Here is a 22,365-nt window from a genome sequence, read left to right as displayed (position 1 = left end):
GCCGGGCACGACCGCGCCGATCACCGACGCGCCGAACACCACCGCGCCGATCACCATCGCCCTGGCCGACGACCAGGCGCTGGTCCGCGCCGGGCTGCGCGCGCTGCTGGAACGGCAGGGGATCGTGATCGCCTTCGAAGCCGACCACGGCCAGGCCCTGCTCGACGGCCTGGCGGCCCACGCCGTCGACGTCGTGCTCAGCGACATCCGCATGCCGGGCATGGACGGCATCGAAGCCCTGCAGCGGCTGCGCGACGCCGGCCACACGACACCCGTCCTGCTGCTGACCACGTTCGACGACAGCGAACTGCTGCTGCGCGCCACCCAGGCCGGTGCGCAGGGTTTCCTGCTCAAGGACGCCGCCCCCGACGACCTGCGCGACGCGATCACGCGCGTGGCGCGCGGCGAGACGCTGCTGCAGCCGGTCAGCACCGACGCGGTGCGCGCGCGCTACCAGTACCACGCGCAGGAGGCGCCCAAGGAACGCTTCAGCGAACGCGAGGTGGCGATCCTGCGCCTGCTGGCCGGCGGCTACTCGAACAAGGAAATCGCCCGCTCGCTGTTCCTGGCCGAGGGCACGGTGAAGAACTACGTCTCGGTGATCCTGGAAAAGCTCGACACCCGCGACCGCACGCGCGCCGTGCTCAAGGCGATCACGCTGCGGGTGATCTGAGTTCGGCGGTCCGGTGCTCGGATGATCGGGGCTCGCTGATCGGCGCTCGCTGATCGAAGCTCGGCTGATCGGGGCTCGCTGATAGGAGCCCGGCTGATCAGACCTCGGCCGATTCGAGTCCGGCGCCCAGCGCGTCCGCGTCCGCCACGGCAGGAGCGACCGCCGGTTTCCGCGCCGGGTGCGACAGCGCCCGCTCCGGCGGGCACACCAGTTGCCCCAGCGCCGCGCGCAGCGACCCGGCGCGCCGCGCGTCGCGCAGCATCGCGATCCATTCGTGGAAGGTGAGCGTGATCGGGTTGTGGCCGTGCACCTGGCCGACGATGCCGTACTGGCACGGTTCGGCGTCGTCTTCGGGTACGTAGGTGCCGAACAGCCGGTCCCAGATCACCAGCACGCCGGCGTAGTTGCGGTCGATGTAGCGCGGGTTGCGGGCGTGGTGCACGCGGTGCGTGGAGGGCGTGTTGATCACGTGCTCCAGCCAGCCCAGGCGGCCGACCGCCTGCGTGTGCACGAAGAACTGGAAGCCCAGGTTGATCGCCACCACCGCCACGATGTGCGCCGGCGCGAAGCCCAGCCACGCCAGCGGCAGCCAGAACACCCACATGCCCGAGATCGGGTAGGTCAGGCTCTGCCGGAACGCGGTCGACAGGTTCAGCCGCTCGGAGGAATGGTGGGTGACATGCGAGGCCCACAGCCAGCGCACGCGATGGCTGGCCCGGTGGAAGAAGTAATAGAGGAAGTCCTGCAGCACGAACAGCGCGGCGATGCTCCACCACGTCGCCGGCCAATCGAACACGCGGTACTGGTACACCGCGTAGTACAGGCCGAGCACCAGCGCCCAGGCCACGGCGTCGGCGGCCTGGTGCATCAGCGCCAGGCCCGCGTTGGAGAGCGTGTCGACCAGGCTGTACGCGTCGGGGCGGCGGCGGCGCCAGTACCAGGCTTCCAGCCCGATCAGCAGCACGAAGACCGGGCCCATGCCCAGCAGGATCCATTTCTCCATGCTCAGTGCTCCGTGCGGATGTGCGGGGGGAGTGCGCGGGCCGGCGCATCGGCCAGCGCCGCGGCCATCGCGGCCAGGCAGCGCGCCATCGCGCCGCGCATGAAGACCCGCAGCAGCGGCGCGGCCAGCGGCCAGGCCAGCGGCGAGGTCAGCGTCCAGCGGTACTGCCAGCGCACGTGCGTGCCGTGCGCGGTCGGGGTGAAGCGCCAGTTGGCGTGCCCGGCCCGTACCAGCCAAGCCAGCGGCGGCCGCAGCCCGGTCAGCGTGTAGGCGTGGTGGCGCGGCGCGTCCAGCGCGGTGATGCGTTCGTGCAGGCGCGAGCCGTCCCCGTTGATCAGCTCGCGCGTGCTGCCGACCGCGGGCGGCGCATGCGCGGTGATCTGGCGGACGGCGGGGATCGGTCCGAAGCCGGTGAAGAATTCCGGGAACCGCGCGGCATCCAGCGCCAGCGCGAAGACGGTGTCCGGGTCGGCGCCGAAGTCCTGGTCGGCCTGCAGGTGGAGGTCCATGGCGGCAGTGTCACCGCCCGGCGGCGCGGCGTCCAGACGCCGGCGTATGGCGGGGCGGGGCGGCCAAGCGGAGCCGTCGATCAGACCGTCGCCGCCAGGCAGCGCGGTCCGCCTCAGCCCGCGCCGCCGCCGGCGTTCACCGCCCGCAGGTAGGCGTCGAACCCGCGCGCCGGGTCCGGGGCGAAGATCTCGCCGGTGGGGGCGTGGCGGACGATGCGGTCCGGGCGGAAGTTGCGGAAGTCCCCGCGCAGCCGGCACCAGGCGCCGAGCGTCAAGGTGCCGCCCCAGAAGGCGAGCGCGAGCGGCTCGACCTCGCGTGCGCTGACCGCGCCCTGGCCGTCCCGGTAGTCCAGCCGCAACACCTGCATCGCGCCAATGGCCGCGTGCAGGGCATCGATCAGGCCCGTGTTCTCGATCCGGTCGCCGACCTCCGGCGCGAAGATCCGCGTCCGCTGGCTGCGTTCGCGCAGCTCCGGCGGCAGCACGGCCTCGATCTTCAGCAGCGCGGCCGTCGCGCCCCGGCCGAGGCGCTCGCCACCGAAGGCCCGCACGAACCGCGTGCCCACGACCAGCGCCTCCAGTTCCTCGGCGTTGAACATCAGCGGCGGGATGTCCGCGCCCTTGCGCAGGACGTAACCGACGCCCGCCTCGCCTTCGATCGGCACGCCCGACAGCTGCAGGTCGGCGACATCACGGTAGACCGTGCGCGGCGAGACCTGCAGCGTGGTGGCCAGCTGCACGGCAGTGATCGCGCTGCGCCGGCCGCGCAGGGCGTGGATCAGCAGGAACAGACGGTCGGCGCGGCGCATTGCACATGATCAACCGCCGCCGCGGGGCGTTCAATCGGTGTGCGCAGGATCGCGCCTCGCGTCGGCGGCTCATCGGGCATGCCTCAGCGCAGTTCCGAGCGGGCCGTCGGCGCCAGCCGCAGCCACTGCGGGACGGCGGCGAGCTCATCGAGCAGCGCGGCGGCGATCGCTTCGCGCCACGCCGCATCCCCGCGCAGCTGCGCCAGGCCGCCATCGAGCGCGGCGACGTCGTCGAAGCGCGCCAGCCACACGAACACCCGCTCGCCCTCGCGCACCGGCAGGCGCGGGTAGGTGTTGGCGGCCGCCTCGGTCACCAAGGTGGCGAGGACCTGCGCGCCGGCCTCGCGCAGCCGCGGCGCCCAGTCGCGGGCGAAGCGGTCGGCGAAGGCCTGCGCCTGCTCCGGTCCCTGGTCCGGCGCGAGCGCGCAGATGCCCACGCCCAGCGCGCCGGCCGGGCGCACCGCGTCGCCGTCGGCGGCCCGCGGTTGCGCCGCCGCCAGGCCACTGTCGGCCGCGACCGGCCGCAGCAGCAGCACGTCGTCGTTGTCGACGATCGTCGCGTTCGCCGCCGTGCGGTGGCGCTGCCACGCGTGGCCGGAATAGAACGCGTCGAGCGCGTCACGGCGCGCCGGCATCGAGGGAAACCCGCGCAGCCAGACGAAGCGGTCGGGGTCGTCCAGGTCCTGGAACTGCCCGATCACGTGCATGCCCACCGTTTCCTGCGGTTCGATGAACTCGCGCTCGAACAGGGCCACCAGCGCGTCGCGCTGGCCGGGCTGCATCGTGTACTGGCGCAGTTCGACCACCGCGTCGTGGTGCAGCAGGCGGCCGTCGTCGCCGAGCCGGCGCAGCCACATGTGCCAGTTGGTCTCCCAGCTGGCGCCCTCGTCGGTGGAGAAGGCCTGCTGCCAGTGCGCCACGGTGGCGTGGCTGCAGTCCCAGGTGAAGCGCATCAGCACCGGCGTGCCGGCCTCGTGCGCGTGGCCGGTGAACTCGCCGTGGCCGTCGCGGAACGTGCCGGTGACGGCGGGATCGAGCTGCCCGTCGCGGTTGCTCGCCCACCAGATGCGCCATTGCCGGCTGCCGGGGTCGAACAGCCGCAGCGACATGCCCTCGAAGCCGCCGCCCCAGTCGGTGCGCATGCCATCGATGTTGCCCAGGCCGTCGAGCAGGGGCCGGCATTCCTGCAGCGCGTCGAAGGTCTCCCAGTCGCTGCTGCCCACCAGCCGCTCGCGCAGCCGTTCGTTGCGGACCTGCCAGCGCCCGTGGAGGAAGTCGAAGCCGTGGCGGCCGTCGGCGTCGGCGGCGTGCACGTCAGTGGCGTCGGCGCCAGCGACGACGGCGCCCGGTGCGGTGTGGTTCGTGTCCATGGTCAGCCCGCCCGCCGGATGTGCATGACCCAGTTGGTCTCCCAGCTCGCGCCCTCGTCCAGCGAGGCCGCCTGCTCCCAGGTGAAGCCGTCGGGCGTGATGTCCTTCCACAGCGCGCGGCTCAGCACGGGCCGTCCGCCGTCGGTGTCGCGGCCGACGAAGTGCCCCACGCCATTGCTGAAGCTGCCCAGCGCCGGTTCGCCCAGCTGGCCATCGCGGGCACTGGCCCAGCGGTCCGACCACTGGCGCGTCGCCGGATCGAACAGGCGCAGCGTCAGCCCATGCACGTCGGGGCTGCGGTATTCGTCGATGTTGCCCAGCCCGCCCAGCAGCGGGCGGCAGTCCAGGGTGGCGGGGAACTCGTCCCACCGGGTGGATCCCACGAGGCGCTCGCGCAGGCGGCGGTTCTGCACCGTCCACCGGCCGTGGAAGAAATCGAAGTCGTGGCGGCCGTCGGCCGGGTTGGGGGACATCGCAGGCTCCGGGGATGGGGAAGGGGAGGAGGAAGCCGGGGTGCCGGCCAGCGCATGCAGCGGGCCCAGGGCCAGCACGCCCGCGCCGGCGGCGCGCAGAAAGTCGCGGCGAGCGGTCATGCGGGCGTCCCGTCGACGCTGGCGAGGCCGACGCGGTTGCCTTCGCTGTCGCGGATGTGGGCATAGACCACCGGCGTGCCGGGCACGCCCGCCAGCGGCTGCAGCACCTCGCCGCCGGCCTCGCGGACCCGCTCCAGCAGCAGGCGGACGTCGTCGACGGCCAGGTAGACCACGCTGCCGGCGGTGGCCGATGGCGCGTAGTGGCCCGGGCGCTGGACCAGCGCGCCCGAGGACAGCGGCGGGCAGCCGCCCGGGAAGATCGCCTGCAGGCCCTCCTGGTAGGCCTCGCGCTTCAGTTCCACACCGAGCAGCCGTTCATAGAACCGCTGCGCGCGATCGATGTCGGCGGTAGGGATCTCGAACCAGGCGGGGACATTGGCTTGCAGCATGGGGGGCGCTCCATCGGGTGGACCCACAGCCTGCGCGGGGGCTGCTGCCAGCCTGCTGTCAGCAGGCCGAAGTTGGCGTCGCGGCGGTGGCCGGCGGCGGCCACGGCGTCTTCACCGCCCGCGCACCGGCCGCTGGGCAGGATGCGGAGCACACCGGCCCGGGCGCCCGCCCGGGGACCGGATCCGGGTGGGAGGCCCGGAGCGCTGTCCTCAGCCGGCGGCTCTCCCCGTAATCCAGGGGAAGCACCGGGGATCTCAGTTCCTGCGACGCGCCCCTACGAGACTGACTGCATGACCGACCCCACCAGCGTCCTCCCCAACCACGCAATGTCCACCGGCACGATTTCCGCCGATGAACTGCTGCACGCCCTGGCCCGGATGGACGGGGCCATGGCGCAGGTGATCCGCCGCGCCGGCGAGGGCTGCGGCCCGGAGTGCGAACGCCACCTGGACAGCTCCTCGCGCGGCCTGCGGGCCCTGCTGGGCCCGGATTGCGCCGACGTCGTGGTCGACGTCAACGAGGCCGCGCGCCGGGTGCTCACCGCCGCCGACCCGACCGCGCCGCTGCTCATGCTGACCATGGCCCGTCAGACCCTGGCCGCCGTGGTCCACCGGCAGGCCGCACGCGCGACCCGCAAGGTCGCCTGACCCCCGCCGCGGCCGCCATGCGGCCGCCGCGCCAGCACTGACGCCCACACCGCCGCACGGCACCGCCGTCGCGGCGCTTCGCGTCACGCCGCGCCGCCATCGCCGCGCCGCATCGGCGACAATGGCGGCCCGTTCCGCTCGCTGCTGCCCGCCCATGTCCCACACCTCTTCTACCGCCGGCGGCTCGCCGGTGTCCCTGACCCGCTTCCTGCTGGAAGAGCAGCGCGCCGGACACGTCAGCGCCGACCTGCGCCTGCTGATCGAAGTCGTCGCCCGCGCGTGCAAGACCATCTCCATCGCGGTCGGCAAGGGTGCGCTGGGCGGCGTGCTCGGCGACGCCGGCACGCCCGGCGTGGCGAGCATGAACATCGAGGGCGAGGCGCAGAAGAAGCTCGACGTCATCGCCAACGACGTGCTGCTCGAGGCCAATGCCTGGGGCGGCCATCTGGCCGGCCTGGCGTCGGAGGAAATGGACCACAGCCAGCCCATCCCCGACGTCTACCCGCGCGGCAACTACCTGCTGCTGTTCGATCCCCTGGACGGCTCGTCCAACATCGACGTCAACATCTCGGTCGGCACGATCTTCTCCGTGCTGCGCTGCCCCGACGGCGTGACCACGCCGGGCGACGAGCACTTCCTGCAGCCGGGCACGGCCCAGGTCGCCGCCGGCTACTGCACCTACGGCCCGAGCACGATGCTGGTGCTGACCGTCGGCCACGGCACCCATGCCTTCACCCTGGACCGGGAGGTCGGTTCGTTCGTGCTGACCACGCGCGGCATGACCATTCCCGAGGAGACGAAGGAATTCGCGGTCAACATGTCCAACCAGCGCTTCTGGGAAGCCCCGATGCAGCGCTACGTCGGCGACCTGCTCACCGGCAAAGAAGGCCCGCGCGGCAAGGACTTCAACATGCGCTGGGTGGCCTCGATGGTGGCCGACGTGCACCGCATCCTCACCCGTGGCGGCATCTTCAGCTACCCGCTGGACAGCAAGTGCCGCGACAAGGGCGGCAAGCTGCGCCTGATGTACGAGGCCAACCCGATGTCCTTCCTGGTCGAGCAGGCCGGCGGCGCGGCGACCACCGGCCGCATGCGCATGCTGGAAGTGCAGCCCACCGGCCTGCACATGCGCGTGCCGGTGTTCCTGGGCTCGCGCCGCGAAGTCGAGGCCGCCACCGCCTACCACCTCGAGCACGACGCCGCGCACGCCGCGGCGCCCGCACTGGCCTGATCACCAATTCCGCCTGGGGTTGCCGCGCCGCCCGCCGGCGCGGGAGCCCGCAACCCTGATGCCTGCAGACCCGCATGAGCGCCGCCGCATGACCGCCGACTTCATCGAAGTCTTCGACGACGCCCTCTCGCCGGACGCCTGCGCGGCGATGCTCGAACGCTTCGCCCGCAGCGGCGAGGCGCTGCCCGGCCGCGTCGGCGGCGGGGTCATGCCCGAGTTGAAGGACAGCCAGGACATCTCGATCAGCGGCCGCGAGGAATGGCGCGACGTCGAAGGCCAGCTCAACGCGGCGGTGTTCAAGGGCCTGCTCGCGTACCTGCGCCGGTATCCGCACACCCTGATCGCGCCGCTGATGCTGGAAGTGCCCGGCCCGGACGGCGCGCGCCACCGCCTGACCCCCGAACGCCTGCAGGCGATGGACGACGCCACGCTGACTCCGATCGTGCAGACCGTGCTGCGGCCGGGCGCGATCAACCTGCAGCGCTACACCGGCGGCCGCGGCGGCTACCCCTACTGGCATTGCGAGCTGTACCCGCGCGACCCGCACGGCGAGACCCTGCATCGCCACCTGCTGTGGACGATCTACCTCAACGACGGCTTCGCCCAGGGCGAGACCGAATTCCTCTACCAGCAGCGCCGGATCGCGCCGCGCACCGGCTCGCTGCTGATCGCGCCCGCCGCCTTCACCCATACCCACCGCGGCAACCGGCCCGAGGGCGGCGACAAGTTCATCGCCACCAGCTGGATCCTGTTCCAGCGCGCCGAGCAACTGTTCGGCAAACCGGGCTGAGCAGGCCGGCGCCGGGCGGTTCCTGACGCCGCCATCGGAGCCCGCCCGTTCGCCGCACACCGGTCCGCCGGGGCACCGTGGTCCGTCCTCCGGTCCGCCGCGGCGCCCGACGACGCACGGTGGCCGTCCTCCAGCTCGCCCCGGCGGCCCAACGACGCACGGTGGCCCGTTCTGCCGCGCACCACGCCGGCCCGACGACGCACGGCGGACCGTCCTCCCGTGCACCGCGCCGGTGCAACGGCGCATCGTGCTTCGTCCTCCCGTGCACCGCGGCGGTGCGACGCCGCACCGCGCCCGTCCTCCCGAGCACCGCGGCGGCCCGACGCCGCACCGTGGCCCGTCCTCGCGAGCACCGCGCCGGCCCGACGCTGGGCCGGCGCGGCGGGCTGCCAGGTGCTCCGCCGTCCTCTCGCCGCCGGGCCTGACCGCCCGCGCAAACAAGAATCCCCGCCGGAGCGGGGATCGTTGGAGGCATTCCGGGGCGGCCGGTCAGTTGACCCCGCCGCCCGGCACCGGCACCGGCATCGCATCGACGGGAACGGTGGGTTCGTCCTCCATGTCGCGCAGGTAGTCGGGCAGGGGCGCGTCGCCTTCCTCGATGCGGTCGCCGAAGATCTGGTAGTCGCGGCGCTGCGACCAGGCGTCGCGGACCAGGGCGTAATCGTCCTCGGCGCCTTCGCGCAGCGAATCGGTGGACAGCAGCTGCGCCCGCAGGTCGACCAGCTGCATGCTCTGCAGCGGCAGGCGCAGCAGGTCCGATTCCACGCCGCGCAGCGGGCTGAAGGGCGCATCGCCCACCATGCCGAACATGTCGCGCACGGTGCGCGGGCCGAACAGGGGCAGCTCGACGTAGCGCGAGCGCTTCCAGCCCCACACGCCCAGGGTCTGGCCGAAGTCCTCGCTGACGTGCGGCAGCTTGGCGTCGCGGGCCGGGTCGAAGATGCCGCCGATGCCGAGCGTGGAATTGATCAGGAAGCGGCCCAGCGCCTGCCCGGCCTGCTTCGGCTTGCCCTGCAGCAGGCTGTTGAGCGCGGTCAGCGGCTGGCTGATGTTGCTGAAGAAATTGTTGACGCCCAGGCGCAGCGGCCGCGGCACGATCTTCACGTAGCCGCGCGCCAGGGGCTTGGCCACGTTGCGGTCCACCACGTTGTTGAAGCGGTGGATCTGGCGGTTGTACTTCTGCCACGGGTCGAACGCGCCGGGCATGGCCACCGGGTCGGGCAGGTTGGGATCGGCGACCGGGTTGTACCCGTAGATGTCGGCGAAGTCGTCCTCGGCCTGGGTGGGCGCCACGGCGGTGGCGCAGGGGACGGTCGCGTCGGGTGCGCCCGGCGCATTCGGGTCGGTCGCGGTCGGGTCGGTCGTGCCCGCGTCCGGCGCGCCCGGGTCGGTGGCGGCGCTCTCGCACGGCGGCATCGGCGGCGCGGCCGGATCGACGGCGACGCCCTCGGCGGGCGGCGCCAGGGGGTCTGTCGGCATGGCGGGCGCGGCGGGCTCGACAGGTTCCGCAGGTGCGGCCGGCGCGGCCGGGTCTACCGGGTCGGTCGGCGCGGTCGGTGCCGCAGCTTCTGCCGGCTCGGGCGTGACCGGGACCGCAGCGTCGGCCGCGGGAGCCGCGGGCGCGGCGGCCGGCAGCGGCTCCCCGGCCGGGGCAGGCGCCGCCGCCGGGACCGGCGCGGAGGGCTCCGGCGGGGAAGGCGTCTGCTGGGCCAGCACGCTGGCGGGCGCCAGCAACACGGCGAGGGCGAGGGGGAGTCCGTTCAAGCGCATGGAGGGGAAGGGTCCGAGAAGGACGGCGCGGGGCTACAACGCTACCGCACCGGAAACGGTCGCGGCTCAGGCCGCGAAGGAAAGATCGTCCTGCAAGCGATACGCGGCGCGCAGCTCGTCCAGGCCATCGGGGCGGCCTTCGACCCGCGCGCCCGGCAGCCCGTCCGCCAGTTCAGCGAGCATGGCCAGCCCGGCGCTGTCGACCCGCGTCACCGCGGTGAGGTCGAACCGGGCGACGCCCGCGCGCTGCGCGCTGGCCTGGGGCCACAGCGCGACGACGGCGGCACGGTCGAGCGCACCGGAAAAGACCAGGGCGTCGTCGCGGCGGGTGAGGCTGGCGGTCATGGGCATCGGGTCGCAGGAAGCAGGCAGGCCAGCGGATGCCGGCCTGCGAGGGTTCAGTGGTGTGCGATCAATGGTGCCCGATCCACCGGGCACGATCGAACGGGCACGATCAGTTGGTCTCGGCGCCGGCCTGCAGGCGTCCGGCCTTGAGGTCGGCGGCGACCTGCGCGATCGACTTGCGCTTGAGCGGGCCGTCGAACTGGCTGCGGAAGGTCTGCACGAAGCTCACGCCTTCCACCGACACGTCGAACACCTTCCAGCCGCCGGCGGTCTGGCGCATGTAGTACGACACCGGGATCGGCTCGCCGGCCTGGCGGATGAATTCGCTGCTGACCAGCACGCCGCGGTTGTTCGGCAGCGCGCGCTCGGACTTCACCCGCACCTTGAGCCGCGTGTTGAAGTCCAGCAGCGAGTCGCCGTAGCGGGACATCAGGTTGTCGGCCAGCGCGTCGGCGAACAGCTTGACGTCGCCTTCGGAGGCGCCGCGGCCGTGCACGCCCAGCACCAGGCGGGCGGCGTAGTCGCGGTCGAACATCGCGTTGAACTCGCTGGAGACGAATTGCCGCAGCACGCCGCGGTTCTTGGTGAACTCCGCGCGCCGGGTTTCCAGCGTGGTGAGGATGCGCGTGCTGTTGTCGAGCACGAGCTTGCTCGGCGTGGCGCCCACGGGGGCGCCCTGCGCGGCGGCCTGTGCGCTGGCGACGGCCGGCACGGTCACCGCGAAAGCGGCGGCGAGGGCGAGGGATTTCATGCTGATTGAAATCGCGGCAAGGGTCGGGTTGCGCTTCATTACTTGGGTTCTTCCGTAGTCGCGGTATCCGCGGGGGTATCGCTGGGTGGAGCTTCTTCGGCGGCGGCGGTGTCGCCACCGGGCTTGCCGCCACCGGAGAACATGTACTTGCCGACCATCTGGATCAGATCGACCGCCGGCTGGGTCATGAAGATCTCGTCGCCGGGCTTGAGGGTTTCGGGATCGCCACCGGGACTGAGGCCGATGTAGCTCTCGCCCAGCAGGCCGTTGGTGAAGATCCCGGCGGAGGTATCGGCCGGCAGGTCCTTGAACTTGACGTCCATGGCCAGCGTCACGACGGAATCGTATTTAACGGGATCGACCTGAATATCAGCCACCTTGCCCACCGCGACGCCGGCGATCTTGATCGGCGCGTTCGGCCGCAGCGCGCCGATCGAGGTGAACCGGGCCTTCAGCTCGTAGCTGTCGTTGCCGAATCCCCATTGCCGGTTGGTCGAGGCGAGGGCCAGCACCAGCACCGACCCGAGGGCCAGCAGCAGGAAGGCGCCGACGGCAAATTCGATTCTTGGACTGCGCATGGAATACCTCATTGCGTGACGCGGCCGCCGCGGCGGCCGCACCGGAGTGCGTGGATCAGCGGAACAGCAGCGCCGACATCACGAAGTTGAACATCAGCACCAGCAGCGACGCGTTCACCACCGCCTGCGTCGTGGCCACCGAGGTGCCCTCGATCGTCGGCTCGGCGTGGAAGCCCACGTGCGCGGCCACCAGCGCCGCGGTGGCGCCGAACACCGCCGACTTCGCGAAGGCCATCAGGAAGTCGTCGCCGAAGTCGACGCTGTCGCGCAGCACCTGCCAGAAGAAGCCCTGGTCGATGCCGATCACGTGCACGGCCTCGAAGTAGCCGGCGGTGATCGCCAGGCTGCAGAAGAAACCGGTCAGCAGCGGCATGCAGATCAGCGCCGCCCAGAACCGCGGCGCCACCGCCTTGCCGATCGGATCGATCGCCATCAGGCCCAGCGCGGTGATCTGGTCGGTTGCCCGCATCAGGCCCAGCTCGGCGGCGATCGAGGAGCCGGCGCGGCCGATGAACAGCAGCGCGGTCAGCACGGGGCCCAGCTCGCGGTACATGCCCAGGCCGAGCATCGCGCTGACCTGGTTGGCCGCGCCGTAGGTGTCCAGGGCCCGGTAGCCCAGCAGGGTGACCGACAGGCCGACGAAGGCGCCGCCCACGGTCACGATGGGCAGGGTGCGCGCGCCGATCTTGTAGATCTCGCGCACCAGCTCCTGGAAGAAGTCGGCGGTGGGCCGGGTGGCGCGCAGCACCGACAGCGTGAACAGACCGGCGCGGCCGATGGCGCGGGTGGCGGCAACGAAGGGCATCAGGCGGCCTCGCCGGAAGTGAAGGCCCGGCTCTCGAACGGGATCGGCCCGTCGGGCTCGCCGTTGAGGAACTGGCGGATCAGCGGGTCGGTGCTGGCCTGCAGCTGCGCCGGCGTGCCGGAGAACACCAGCCCGCCGTTGGCGATCACCACCGCGTGGTCGGCGATGGGCAGGGTCTCGTGCACGTGGTGGGTGACCACGATGCTGGTCAGGCCCAGGGTGTCGTTGAGGCGGCGCACCAGGCTCATCACCACGCCAGAGGCGATCGGGTCCAGGCCGGTGAGCGGCTCGTCGTAGATCATCAGCGGCGGATCCAGCGCCAGCGCCCGCGCCAGCGCGACGCGGCGCGCCATGCCGCCGGACAGTTCGCGCGGATAGGCGTCGGCCGCCGCGCGCAGGCCGACGGCGTGCAGCTTCATCTGCACCAGCCGGCGGATCACCGGCGCCGGCAGGCGGGTGTGCATGCGCAGCGGCAGGGCGACGTTCTCGGCGGCGGTGAGGTCGGTGAGCAGGCCGTTGCCCTGCAGCAGCACGCCGATGCCCTTGCGCAGTTCCAGCAGCGCGCGCTGCGAGCGCGGCACCGGCTGGCCCAGCACTTCCACCGTGCCCGCGGCGGCGGGCAGTTCCCCGGTCAGCGCCGACAGCAGGGTCGACTTGCCACTGCCGGACGGTCCGAGGACGGCGACGATGCTGCCCCGCGGCACCTGCAGCGAGATGTCGCGCAGCACCGTGCGGCCGCCGCGGTCGAGGCGCAGCTGGTCGAGGCGGACGATGGGCGAGGCGTCGGTCATGCCGGCGTGGGGTCGAGGAGGAGGGGTGCGCGCGGGGCGCAAAACGCGCGAAAGAATGCGTGACCGCGGCTGAACGCGGGTCGAGCCATTGTCGCAGACCGGACTCGCAAGCGGCCATGCCAGAGGTCAGTCCCGGCAGGCGTCTGCAGACACGCAGGCCGGTTCGGGCGCATCGACACCCCGCCGGGGCCGGGCGATGCCCGCGCCATGAGCGACCCCCCGGGCATGCGTCCGTCTCGTCGGTTGCGACGACACTGCGGCAAGATGGCCGCCAATGCCCGCCACGCCCGACTTCCGCCTCTACCACTCCAATGCCCTGGAAGTTCTGGCGGGCCTGCTGGCGCAGGAGGTGGCGCGACTGCCCCAGGACGGCGACTGGCTGCGCCCGGACGTGGTGCTGGTGCCGCAGTTCTCGATGCGCCGCTGGCTGCAGCAGGCGCTGGCCGAACACAGCGGCATCTGCGCGAACCTGCGCTTCCTGACCCCCGGCGAGTTCGTCGACCTGGCACTGGATGCCAACCTGGGGCCGGCGCCGGAAGCCGACCGCCTGGCGCCCGAGGCCCTGCGCTGGCACCTGCTCGCGCAGCTGCGCGCCGGTCCGCCGGCGGCGCTGGAGGGGTTTCTCGGCCATGGGGGTGACCCGTTGCGGGCCTGGAGCCTGGCCCAGGCGCTGGCCGAGACCTTCGAGAAATACCAGGCCTGGCGCCGCGACTGGCTGCTGGACTGGGAGCGCGGCGACGCCAACGCGGCGGGTGCGGCGCAGTGGCAGGCCCCGCTCTGGCGCGCCGTCGCCCGCGGCCGCGAGCATCGCGCGCGCCGCATCGACCGCTTCCTGCGACGCGTCGACGAACCGGTGGGATTGCCCCCGCGGCTGTTCGTGTTCGCCTGCCAGAACATGTCCCCGGACGTGCTGCAGGTGATCGCGCGCCAGGCGCACGCGGGCATCCAGCACTTCTACCTGCACACGCCGGCACGCGCCTTCTGGGGCGACCTGCAGCGCTGGCCCGACTACACGCCGGCCGACGACGACGAGTTCCTGGGAGGTACCGTCCTGGGAGGTGACGTCCTGGGCGCCGATGTCCCCGGCGGCGAGGCCACGCAGGCGCCCAGCCGCCTGCTGGCGGCCTGGGGCCAGGCCGGTCGCGACTTCGTCGCCGGCCTGGTCTCCGGCGAGACGGTGCCGACCGCCTTCGAGCTGGCCCCGCACGTGACGCCGGCCGACACCACCCTGCTGGGACACCTGCAGCGCGACGTGCTGGACAACCGCGACACGCGCGGCGGCCGCGGCGTCGCCGATGCACCGTGGCCGCGGCGCGAGGTCGACCGCGGCGACGCCAGCCTCCAGTTCCACGCCTGCCATACCCGGCTGCGCGAGGTGCAGGTGCTGCACGACCAGCTGCGCGCGCTGCTGGAAGCGCCGGCGCCCGAGGGTGGCCGGCGGCTGGAGCCGCGCGACATCGCGGTACTGGCGCCCGACATCGACGCCTACGCGCCGCACGTGGAGGCGGTGTTCGGTGGCGCGCTCGGCAGCGACCGCGAGATTCCATTCACCATCGCCGACACCAGCCCGCTGGCGAGCGCGCCGATCGCCGCCGCGTTCCTGCGGCTGCTGCAGCTACCGCTGCGCGCGCTGGACGTCGCCGACGTGCTCGACCTGCTGGCCGTGCCCGCGATCGCCGCGCGCTTCGACATCGACGACAACGAACGCAGCCGGCTGCAGGTCTGGCTGACCGCCGCCGGCGCGCGCTGGGCGCTGGATGCCGACGATCGCGTGCGGCATGGCGCCGGCTCCGAGCGCGCGTACACCTTCGAGTTCGCGCTGGACCGCCTGCTGCTGGGCCACGCCAGCGGCGCCGACGCCGACATCGCCGGCGTCGCCCCGTGGCCGGAACTGGAAGGCCAGGCGACCGCCGCGCTGGACGGCCTGCTGCGCCTGCTCGACACCCTGCGCCGGACCGCCGAACGGCTGGCCGAGGCGAAGGCGCCCGCTGCGTGGGGACGCGAGCTGGCCAGCCTGCTCGAGGGCCTGTTCGCGCGCGACAACGAAGACGATGCGATCGCGCTGAAGGCGCTGCGCCAGGCCATCGCCGGTTTCGCGCGCGGCGCCGCCCTGGCGCGCTTCGAGGCGCCGGTGGAGCACGCGGTCGTGCTCGACCACTTCACCCGCGAGCTGGGCGCCAGTGATGCGCGCGCGCCGTTCCTCTCCGGCGGCGTCTGCTTCGGGCGCATGGTGCCGATGCGGCTGATCCCGTTCGAGGTGATCTGCGTGATCGGCATGGACGAAGCCGCCTTCCCCGCCCGGGACACCCGGGACAGCGTCAACCTGCTGGAGCGCGAGCTGGGCACGCGGCAGCGGCGCGTGGGCGACCCGTCGCGCCGCGATGCCGACCGCTACCTGTTCCTGCAGTTGTTCACGTCCGCCGGCCGCGTGTTCTACACCAGCTGGTGCGGCATGGATCCGCGCGACAACTCACGCCGTGAACCGTCGGCGGTGGTGGCCGAACTGCTCGACGCCGCCGTGGACGCACACTGCGCCCCCGACGAGAAGGCCCGCGCGCAGGTGCGCGAGGCGTTGCTGGTGCGCCACGCCCTGCAGCCGTTCTCGCCGGCCGCCTTCGGCGCCGCGCATGTCGGCGAAGACCCGGAAGCGGGCGAAGCCGGTGGCGGCGATCGCCGTCGCTTCAGTTTCGACGCGCGTTGGCGTCCCGCCGCCGATGCACCGATCGCGATCCAGGCCGAAGCGGTGTTCGCGCCGCCGACCCTGTGGCTGCCGCTGCCCGACCGCGACGAACCGGTGGTGCTGCTCGATCGCCTGCGCAGCGTGCTGAACAAACCCCACGTCGCGTACCTGCGCGACGGGCTTGGCCTGCGCCTGCCGGAAGACGAGGAAGCCCCGCAGGACCACGAGCCGCTCGGCCGCCCCGATGCGCTGCACCAGTACCAGCTGCGCGAAGCCACGTTCGCGGCGTGGCTGCGCGACGGGCGTCGCCCCGATCCGCGGCGACTGCAACAGGCACTTCTGGCGCGCGCGCAACTCGCACCGGGCCGCGACGGCGCGGCCATCGTGGCCGACCTGCTCGACGAACTGGCGCCTTTCGCCGCGGCCGCACTGGCAGGCGGCTTCGGCGCCGGCGCGCGGCGCGCGCCCCTGGACGAGCCGCTCGCGTCCCAACGGCTGCGCGGAAACCTGGCGGACGTGCATCCGGGCGCGTCGCCGCGCCTGCTCCGCGTGGTGCTGCGCGCAAAGGGGCGCCACGGCGGACACGCGTTGCGGCATGGCCTGGACTGGCTCGCAGCGTCGCTGCTTCGCCTGCCGGTGTTCGAGCTGCACAAGGACAAGGAAGATGCGCCGCCTTCATTGCGGCCACGCGTGCTGGTCGAACCGGAGGCCGCGCGCGCCGCGCTGGAATCGCTGGTGGGGCTGCACGAACGCGCCCTGTCGGAGCCGCTCCCGTTCCTGCCCAAGAGCGGCTATGCGTTCTACGCCGCGGAAAGGAATGGCAAGAGCGGCCTGGTGGCCGCCGAGAGCCTCTGGTGCGGCAAGAGCTTCAATCCGCGTGAGCGCGCCCGTCCCGAGCGCAGCATTGCCACCTCGATGGCGTTGCGTGGCCGGGATCCCTTCATCGATGGCGACGCGGCCGATCTGGCCCGCTTCAACAGGATCGCCCGCGCCGTATTCGCCGCGGTGGAGCAGGCCACGCCGTTCGCGCCGGAGGAGGGCGCATGAGCGAGGCGGTCCTCGACACGCCGCTGGACAACCTGGGCCTGATCGAAGCCAGCGCCGGCACCGGCAAGACCTACACGCTGGCGGGGCTGTTCGCCCGCGCGGTCATCGTCGAACGGCGGGCGGTGCCCGACATCCTCGCTGTCACTTTCACCATCCGCGCCACGCAGGAGCTGCACGAACGCGTGCGCGACCGCCTGCTGCGCGCGGCGGACCTGGCGGCGCGCTGGGGCGACGGCGATCCCGCCCAGCAGCAGGACGATGCCGGCACCGCGCTGTTGCGCCGCCTGCTGTCCGACGCGCTGGCCGACGGCCGCGAGACCCTGCCCGCGCTGCGCCGCCGCCTCGATCGCGCCGCGCGCGAGATCGACCAGGCCGCGATCGCCACCATTCATGGCTTCTGCCAGCGCGTACTGTCCGAGCACGCGCTCGATACCGGTCAGGTGCTGCGTCCCGCCGAGGTGGTGACCAGCGCGCGCGAGATGCACGAAGCTGTCGCGCTGGAGCTCTGGCGCGAGTGGAATTCGTCCGGCGCCGCCGACCGTGCCGACGCCAGCGCCTGGTTGCGTGCGCGTTACGGCGGACCCTCCGGCCTGGCCGATGCGATGCCGGTGCTGCTCGCGCCGGAACCCCTGCTGCCATTGCCGCCCACGCACGCCGGCATCGATCCGCGCCCGGCCCTGGACGCCGCGTGGCAGGCCTTTCGCCAGAGTTTCGCGCAGCACGGCGAGGCGGCGCATGACCGCATCGTTGCCGCGCTGCAGGGCAAGGTGCTCAGCGGCGTGAAATACAAGCCTGAGCATGTCGCATCGCTGTGGGCGTGGCTGCGCACGGTGGTCGCCAACGACACCCCGCCCACGCAATGGCACGACCGGCTTGACCGCTTTACCCGCGCTGCGCTCGCCGATGGCTGCAACAAGGGCCAGCAGCCTCCCGACGTGCCGCTCTGCGACGCCATCGCCGCGCTGATCGCCGCACGCGACGCGATGTCTCCGTGGCTGGAAGGGCAGGGCCTGCGCTGCCTCCATGAGCTGCGCGCGCAGGTCCGCGAACGCGCCCGGGCACGCAAGCAGGCCTTCCAGCAGCGGGACTTCGACGACCTGATCGACGTGATGCTCGCGGCGGTCACCGATCCCGGCCATGGCCCGGGTCTGTGCGCGGCGGTGCGCAGGCAGTTCCCGCTGGCGCTGATCGATGAGTTCCAGGATACCGACGCGCGGCAATGGGCGATCTTCGACCGCCTGTTCGGCGACCACGCGCGGCAGGCCGGCCGCGGCGAGGATGGCAACGGCCTGCTGCTGGTGGGCGATCCCAAGCAGGCGATCTACCGCTTCCGCGGCGGCGACGTGCATACCTACCAGCACGCGGGCGCGATCGCGGCGAGGGTGCCGCCGCTCGCGGAGAACTTCCGCTCGCGTCCGCGGGTGATCGAAACGGTCAACGCGCTGTTCACGCACGCGTACGAGGCGGCATCGGGGGCGAACGCGCCGCAACCGCTGGGCGAGGGCATCGACTTCGCGGCCACCGCACCCGGCGGCAGGATTGCCGACGACGCGCTGCTGATCGACGGCGCCCCTGCGCCGGCGCTGGTGTTCAACGAACTGCCGCCGTCGGACAGCGGCAAGGACTGGAACAAGGACGAAGCCATCGAGCAGCTCGCGCGTGGCTGCGCCCAGGCGATCCGTGACCTGCTGGCGCAGGCGCAGGACGATCGCGTCCTGCGTCGCGATGGCGCGGTGATGCGCCGTGTCGAAGCCCGCGACTGCGCCGTGCTCGTGCGCGCGCACGCCGAGGCGGTCGCCGTGCGCCAGGCGCTGGCCCAACTGGGCGTGCCCGCGGTCGCCGCCGGCCGGCAGAGCCTGTTCGAAACCCCGCAGGCGCACGAACTGCTGACCCTGCTGCTGGCCCTGGCTTCGCCCTTTGACGAACGTCGCCTGCGCGCCACGCTGGCAACGCGGTTGTTCGGCTTCGATGCCGCGCAGCTGCACGCGCTGGCCGACGACGGCGACGCCTTGCAGGCGATGCAGCTGGACTTCGCCGCCTGGCACCTGCGCTGGGAGCAGCACGGCCCACAGGCCATGCTGTCCGACGTGCTGGCGAGGCAGGCCACGCGCCTGCTGGCGCTGGTCGACGGCGAGCGCCAGCTCACCTGCTGGCTGCAGCTGGGGGAACTGCTGCAGGAGGCCCGCGCCACCGCCACGCAACCGCGTGGCCTTGGCCCGCAGGGCCAGATCGACTGGCTGCGCGCGGCGATCGCCAATGCCGACAAGGATGACTTCGAACAGACCCCACGGTTGGAATCCGATGCCGGCCGCGTGCAGATTCTCACCCTGCATGCGAGCAAGGGCCTGGAGTTCGCGCTCGTGTTCCTCCCGTTCGTCGCGCTGGGGCGGAAGCCCAAGGCCCCGGATGTGGCGCTGTACCAATGGCGTGGCCAGCGCGTACGACAGGTGCCGACGGACCACCGTTACGCCGACGAACCCGCATGGGGACAGGCGGATCTTCCGGGCAGCGCCGTGGCGCTCCACGTTGCCGAAGAGCAGGACGAGGACATGCGCCTGCTGTATGTCGGCCTCACCCGTGCGCGCGAGGCGCTGTGGGTGTGGGGCGGCGCGGTGTCGCATCACCACGCATCCGCGCTCGATCGGCTGATGGGCGGGATGCGGCCGTCGGCTGACCTGCAACAGGCACTGGGCGACCGGCTGCGCGTCGAACAGCCGCGCCTGCCGCCTGCCGCGGACGCCGCTCGACTGCCGCCCCAACCACAGGCGGCCACACCGCCGGCGCGCATGGCCGCGCGCAAGCTGCGGCGCGACTGGTGGATCCACAGCTTCAGCCAGCTGCACCGGCAGAAGCCGCATGGGGTGAACGCGCTGCACGAAGAAACGCCGGCGACCGACGAACGCCCGCTCGCCGCGACGCCACCGGCCGTCTTCGAGGCGGTCGACCCGCGCTTTCGCGGCGAGCGCTTCGGCAACGCGGTCCACCACGCCCTGGAGCATGCCGAGTTCGCGCGCTGGGCCGGCCATGACGATGACCTGCCGCCGCTCTCGCAGCACGACGTGCTCGTGCAGGCGCTGGAAAGCCAGGACTACGCCGCCGACAGCGTCGAGGACGGCGTGCGTGAACTCACCCGCCTGGTCGCCGCCACGCTCAATGCGCCATTGCCCGAAGGCGGGCGCCTGTGCGACCTGCCAGCGTCGGCGCGCGTGGCCGAAATCGAATTCCACTTCACCCTTGCCGCCGACGGCGCCGCGCTGCTCCAGCTGCTGCATCGCCATGGCATCGCCCTGGATCGTCGCGACTTCGGGGTCTGGCCGCGCCTGTCCGGGCTGATGAACGGCAAGATCGACCTCACCTATCTCAGCGGCGGGCGCGTGCACGTGCTCGACTACAAGTCCAACCTGCTGCCCGATTACGACGCCGGCACGCTGGCCACCGCGATGCGCGCCAGCGAGTACGACCTGCAGGCGCTGCTCTACGTGGTCGCGCTGCACCGCTGGCTGGGCGTGCGGCGCGGCGCGGACTACGACTACGCGCGCGATTTCGGCGGCGTGCGCTACCTGTTCTGCCGCGGCCTGCAGCGCGACACCGCCCGCGGCATCATCGCCCCGGCGTTCGACGCGGCGCTGGTGACCGGCGTGGACGCCCTGCTCGCCCAGGGAGCGGCGCCATGAACCGCCCGTCCACGCCGCCGCCGGACAGCGGCCGCGCCGTCGATCGCGCGCTGGGCGAACTGCTGCGCCGGCTCGACCCGGCCACCGACCCGCGCGTGCTGCGCGGCGCCGAACTGGCCTCGCTGGCGGTCGCGCGCGGCCACGCCGCATTGGATCTGCAGCGTCCGCAGTTGCTGCTGGAAGGCGCCGAACCGCCGCCGGACTGGGCCGACGCCCTGGCTGTCTCGGCGTGGGTCGCGTGTCCGGAAGCCGACGAAGTCACGCCCGCCGACCGGCCGCTCGTGCTCGAACACGGCCTGCTCTACCTGCGCCGCTATCGGGAGTACGAACGCAGCCTGGCGGCGGGATTGCATCGCCTGGCGGCCGCCGACGCCGGGCCGTCGGACGTTGCGCTGTCGCCCGCGCTGGAGGCGCTGTTCGCCCGGCTGTTCCCCCACGCCGATGCCGACGCCGATGGCGGCCAGTCCCGCGCGGCGCGTGCGGCGCTGGCCCGCTCGCTGCTGCTGGTGACCGGCGGCCCGGGCACCGGCAAGACCACCACCATCGCGCGGGTCCTGGCGCTGCTCGCCGCCGCGGCCATCGACCGGCAGCAGCCGCTGCCCCGCATCGCGCTGGCCGCGCCCACCGGCCGCGCCGCCGACCGCATGGCGCAGAGCCTGCGCCTGGCCAGCGAGCGCATGCACGCCGAAGGCATCGAACCAGCCCTGTGCGCGGCGCTGCCCGGGCAGGCGCGCACGCTGCATCGCCTGCTCGGCGCCATCCCGGATTCGCCGCGCTTCCGGCACGACCGCGACCAGCCGCTGGCGTACGACGTGATCGTCGTCGACGAGGCGTCGATGGTCGACCTGCCGATGATGTGCAAGCTGGTGGATGCGGTGCGCGACGGCGCCCGGCTGATCCTGCTCGGCGATCCTGACCAGCTGCCCTCGGTGGAGGCCGGCGACGTGCTGGCGGCGATCGCCGCCGCGGCGGTAGCGCCCGCCCCCGCACTGCCGCCGGTGCCCACCGCGGGTGATCACACCCCGCACGCGCCCGCGCGCCGCGACGACATCCAGCGCGACCTGTTCGACACCGGCCCGCGGCCCGTAACGCCATCGCCCGCCGACGCGCCCGGGGAGCCGGACGACGCTCGCGCCGCGCAACCGGCCCGCGTGCACCTGACGCGCGGCTACCGGCAGTCGGCGGCGCTGGAACTGGCGCCGCTGGCCGACGCGGTCCGCGCCGGGGAGGCCGATCGCGCGCTGTCGCTGCTGCATGGCGGGACGCTGGGCGGCGTGCGGTTCCACGCCGACGTGCTGGACCCGCTGGCCACGCAGACCCGCGCCGCGCTGCTCGACCACTGGCGCGGGCTCGCCGGCCACGCTGATCCCGCCGCGGCGCTCGCGCAGGGGGATCGTGCCCGCGTGCTCACCGCGCTGCGGGAAGGCGCACAGGGCGCCGTGCTCCTCAACGCGCGCATCGAGGAAGCGCTGGCCGGCACCCAGCGCGAGCGCTATTTCCCCGGCCGGCTGCTGCTGGTCACCGAGAACAGCTACCGGCATGGCCTGTTCAACGGCGACATCGGCGTATGCCTGCGCGACGCCGATGGCGCGATGGTGGCGTGGTTCACCGGGGGGCGGGCAGGCCCCGCGCGCGTTCCATCCCGCGGCCCTGCCCGCGCACGACAGCGCGTTCGCGATGACCGTGCACAAGGCGCAGGGCTCCGAATACGGCACCGTCTGGCTGCAGCTGCCGCGGCAGGACGCACGCACGCTCTCGCGCGAGCTCATCTACACCGCGCTGACGCGCGCGCGCGAGTCCCTGCATGTCGCCGGCGGCGATACGGTGCTGCGCATCGCGCTGGGCCGACACGCGCAGCGGGTATCGGGCCTGGCGCAGCGGCTGCGCTGAATCGTTCACCCGCGCGCCG

Annotated in this window: 18 protein-coding genes and 1 pseudogene; 7 read left to right on the top strand and 12 right to left on the bottom strand. The window is 72.8% G+C overall.

Going from position 1 to position 22,365, the window contains the following annotated elements:
* The first annotated feature begins 49 nt into the window (after positions 1-49).
* Positions 50-673 carry a response regulator gene (locus I8J32_RS04400; protein ID WP_407061010.1) on the top strand — a complete coding sequence of 208 codons (624 nt, stop codon included), beginning with the start codon at positions 50-52 and terminating at the stop codon, positions 671-673.
* A 97-nt stretch (positions 674-770) separates the two neighbouring features.
* On the opposite strand, the gene I8J32_RS04395 is transcribed toward I8J32_RS04400, so the two are convergent.
* The 6 genes from I8J32_RS04395 to I8J32_RS04370 form a co-directional block, all read right to left on the bottom strand.
* Entirely contained in the window at positions 771-1,676 is a 906-nt protein-coding gene (locus I8J32_RS04395; RefSeq protein ID WP_200614863.1) for a sterol desaturase family protein, read from the bottom strand.
* 2 nt (positions 1,677-1,678) lie between these two features.
* A complete protein-coding gene (locus I8J32_RS04390; RefSeq protein WP_200614864.1) occupies positions 1,679-2,185 on the bottom strand; it encodes an SRPBCC family protein in 507 nt (168 codons plus the stop codon).
* A 113-nt stretch (positions 2,186-2,298) separates the two neighbouring features.
* Complete coding sequence (locus I8J32_RS04385) at positions 2,299-2,994, bottom strand: helix-turn-helix transcriptional regulator (RefSeq protein ID WP_207526786.1); 696 nt, start codon at positions 2,992-2,994, stop codon at positions 2,299-2,301.
* A gap of 83 nt (positions 2,995-3,077) precedes the next feature.
* Complete coding sequence (locus tag I8J32_RS04380) at positions 3,078-4,364, bottom strand: NIPSNAP family protein (RefSeq protein ID WP_207526785.1); 1,287 nt, start codon at positions 4,362-4,364, stop codon at positions 3,078-3,080.
* A 2-nt stretch (positions 4,365-4,366) separates the two neighbouring features.
* Positions 4,367-4,957: a twin-arginine translocation signal domain-containing protein gene (locus tag I8J32_RS04375; protein WP_207526784.1), complete on the bottom strand. Its 591-nt coding sequence runs from the start codon at positions 4,955-4,957 to the stop codon at positions 4,367-4,369.
* Entirely contained in the window at positions 4,954-5,346 is a 393-nt protein-coding gene (locus tag I8J32_RS04370) for a VOC family protein (RefSeq protein WP_200614868.1), read from the bottom strand. The genes I8J32_RS04375 and I8J32_RS04370 overlap by 4 nt, the downstream gene beginning before the upstream one ends.
* A gap of 291 nt (positions 5,347-5,637) precedes the next feature.
* Here I8J32_RS04370 and I8J32_RS04365 point away from each other — a divergent pair, with 291 nt between their 5' ends.
* The 3 genes from I8J32_RS04365 (at position 5,638) to I8J32_RS04355 (ending at position 8,015) form a co-directional block, all read left to right on the top strand.
* Positions 5,638-5,994, top strand: a complete 357-nt coding sequence (locus I8J32_RS04365; protein ID WP_207526783.1) for a hypothetical protein — start codon at positions 5,638-5,640, stop codon at positions 5,992-5,994.
* Between the two features lie 154 nt (positions 5,995-6,148).
* Complete coding sequence (locus I8J32_RS04360; RefSeq protein ID WP_207526782.1) at positions 6,149-7,225, top strand: class 1 fructose-bisphosphatase; 1,077 nt, start codon at positions 6,149-6,151, stop codon at positions 7,223-7,225.
* A gap of 88 nt (positions 7,226-7,313) precedes the next feature.
* Positions 7,314-8,015, top strand: coding sequence for a 2OG-Fe(II) oxygenase (locus tag I8J32_RS04355; RefSeq protein ID WP_207526781.1), 702 nt, complete (start codon positions 7,314-7,316; stop codon positions 8,013-8,015).
* Positions 8,016-8,504: 489 nt separating this feature from the next.
* On the opposite strand, the gene I8J32_RS04350 is transcribed toward I8J32_RS04355, so the two are convergent.
* The 6 genes from I8J32_RS04350 to I8J32_RS04325 all read right to left on the bottom strand — a co-directional run bounded on the left by I8J32_RS04350 (position 8,505) and on the right by I8J32_RS04325 (position 13,055).
* On the bottom strand, positions 8,505-9,494 hold the full coding sequence (locus I8J32_RS04350; protein WP_200615120.1) for an MlaA family lipoprotein: 990 nt from the start codon (positions 9,492-9,494) through the stop codon (positions 8,505-8,507).
* Positions 9,495-9,851: 357 nt separating this feature from the next.
* Positions 9,852-10,136: an STAS domain-containing protein gene (locus I8J32_RS04345; protein WP_200614875.1), complete on the bottom strand. Its 285-nt coding sequence runs from the start codon at positions 10,134-10,136 to the stop codon at positions 9,852-9,854.
* 103 nt (positions 10,137-10,239) lie between these two features.
* Positions 10,240-10,893, bottom strand: a complete 654-nt coding sequence (locus tag I8J32_RS04340; protein WP_407061009.1) for an MlaC/ttg2D family ABC transporter substrate-binding protein — start codon at positions 10,891-10,893, stop codon at positions 10,240-10,242.
* A 26-nt stretch (positions 10,894-10,919) separates the two neighbouring features.
* Positions 10,920-11,471 carry an outer membrane lipid asymmetry maintenance protein MlaD gene (gene mlaD / locus I8J32_RS04335; RefSeq protein WP_245156413.1) on the bottom strand — a complete coding sequence of 184 codons (552 nt, stop codon included), beginning with the start codon at positions 11,469-11,471 and terminating at the stop codon, positions 10,920-10,922.
* 43 nt (positions 11,472-11,514) lie between these two features.
* Positions 11,515-12,264, bottom strand: a complete 750-nt coding sequence (locus tag I8J32_RS04330; protein ID WP_200614879.1) for an MlaE family lipid ABC transporter permease subunit — start codon at positions 12,262-12,264, stop codon at positions 11,515-11,517.
* Complete coding sequence (locus I8J32_RS04325) at positions 12,264-13,055, bottom strand: ABC transporter ATP-binding protein (protein WP_200614880.1); 792 nt, start codon at positions 13,053-13,055, stop codon at positions 12,264-12,266. The genes I8J32_RS04330 and I8J32_RS04325 overlap by 1 nt, the downstream gene beginning before the upstream one ends.
* A 274-nt stretch (positions 13,056-13,329) precedes the next feature.
* On the opposite strand from I8J32_RS04325, the gene recC reads away from it, so the two are divergent.
* From recC to recD, 3 genes and pseudogenes are all read left to right on the top strand, one after another.
* The gene (recC, locus tag I8J32_RS04320) at positions 13,330-16,782 is read left to right on the top strand and encodes an exodeoxyribonuclease V subunit gamma (protein WP_207526780.1); all 3,453 of its coding nucleotides are present in this window, start codon (positions 13,330-13,332) and stop codon (positions 16,780-16,782) included.
* Positions 16,779-20,456 carry a UvrD-helicase domain-containing protein gene (locus I8J32_RS04315; RefSeq protein ID WP_207526779.1) on the top strand — a complete coding sequence of 1,226 codons (3,678 nt, stop codon included), beginning with the start codon at positions 16,779-16,781 and terminating at the stop codon, positions 20,454-20,456. The genes recC and I8J32_RS04315 overlap by 4 nt, the downstream gene beginning before the upstream one ends.
* Positions 20,453-22,340, top strand: a pseudogene (gene recD / locus I8J32_RS04310) (exodeoxyribonuclease V subunit alpha); the annotation flags it as partial. The gene I8J32_RS04315 and the pseudogene recD, both read left to right, overlap by 4 nt.
* Positions 22,341-22,365 lie beyond the last annotated feature (25 nt).

Origin of the sequence: Lysobacter solisilvae (assembly GCF_016613535.2) — a bacterium.
GTDB classification, from domain to species: domain Bacteria; phylum Pseudomonadota; class Gammaproteobacteria; order Xanthomonadales; family Xanthomonadaceae; genus Agrilutibacter; species Agrilutibacter solisilvae.
Note: the sequence above shows the minus strand (reverse complement) of the source record. Positions and strands in the feature narration are given on the sequence as shown.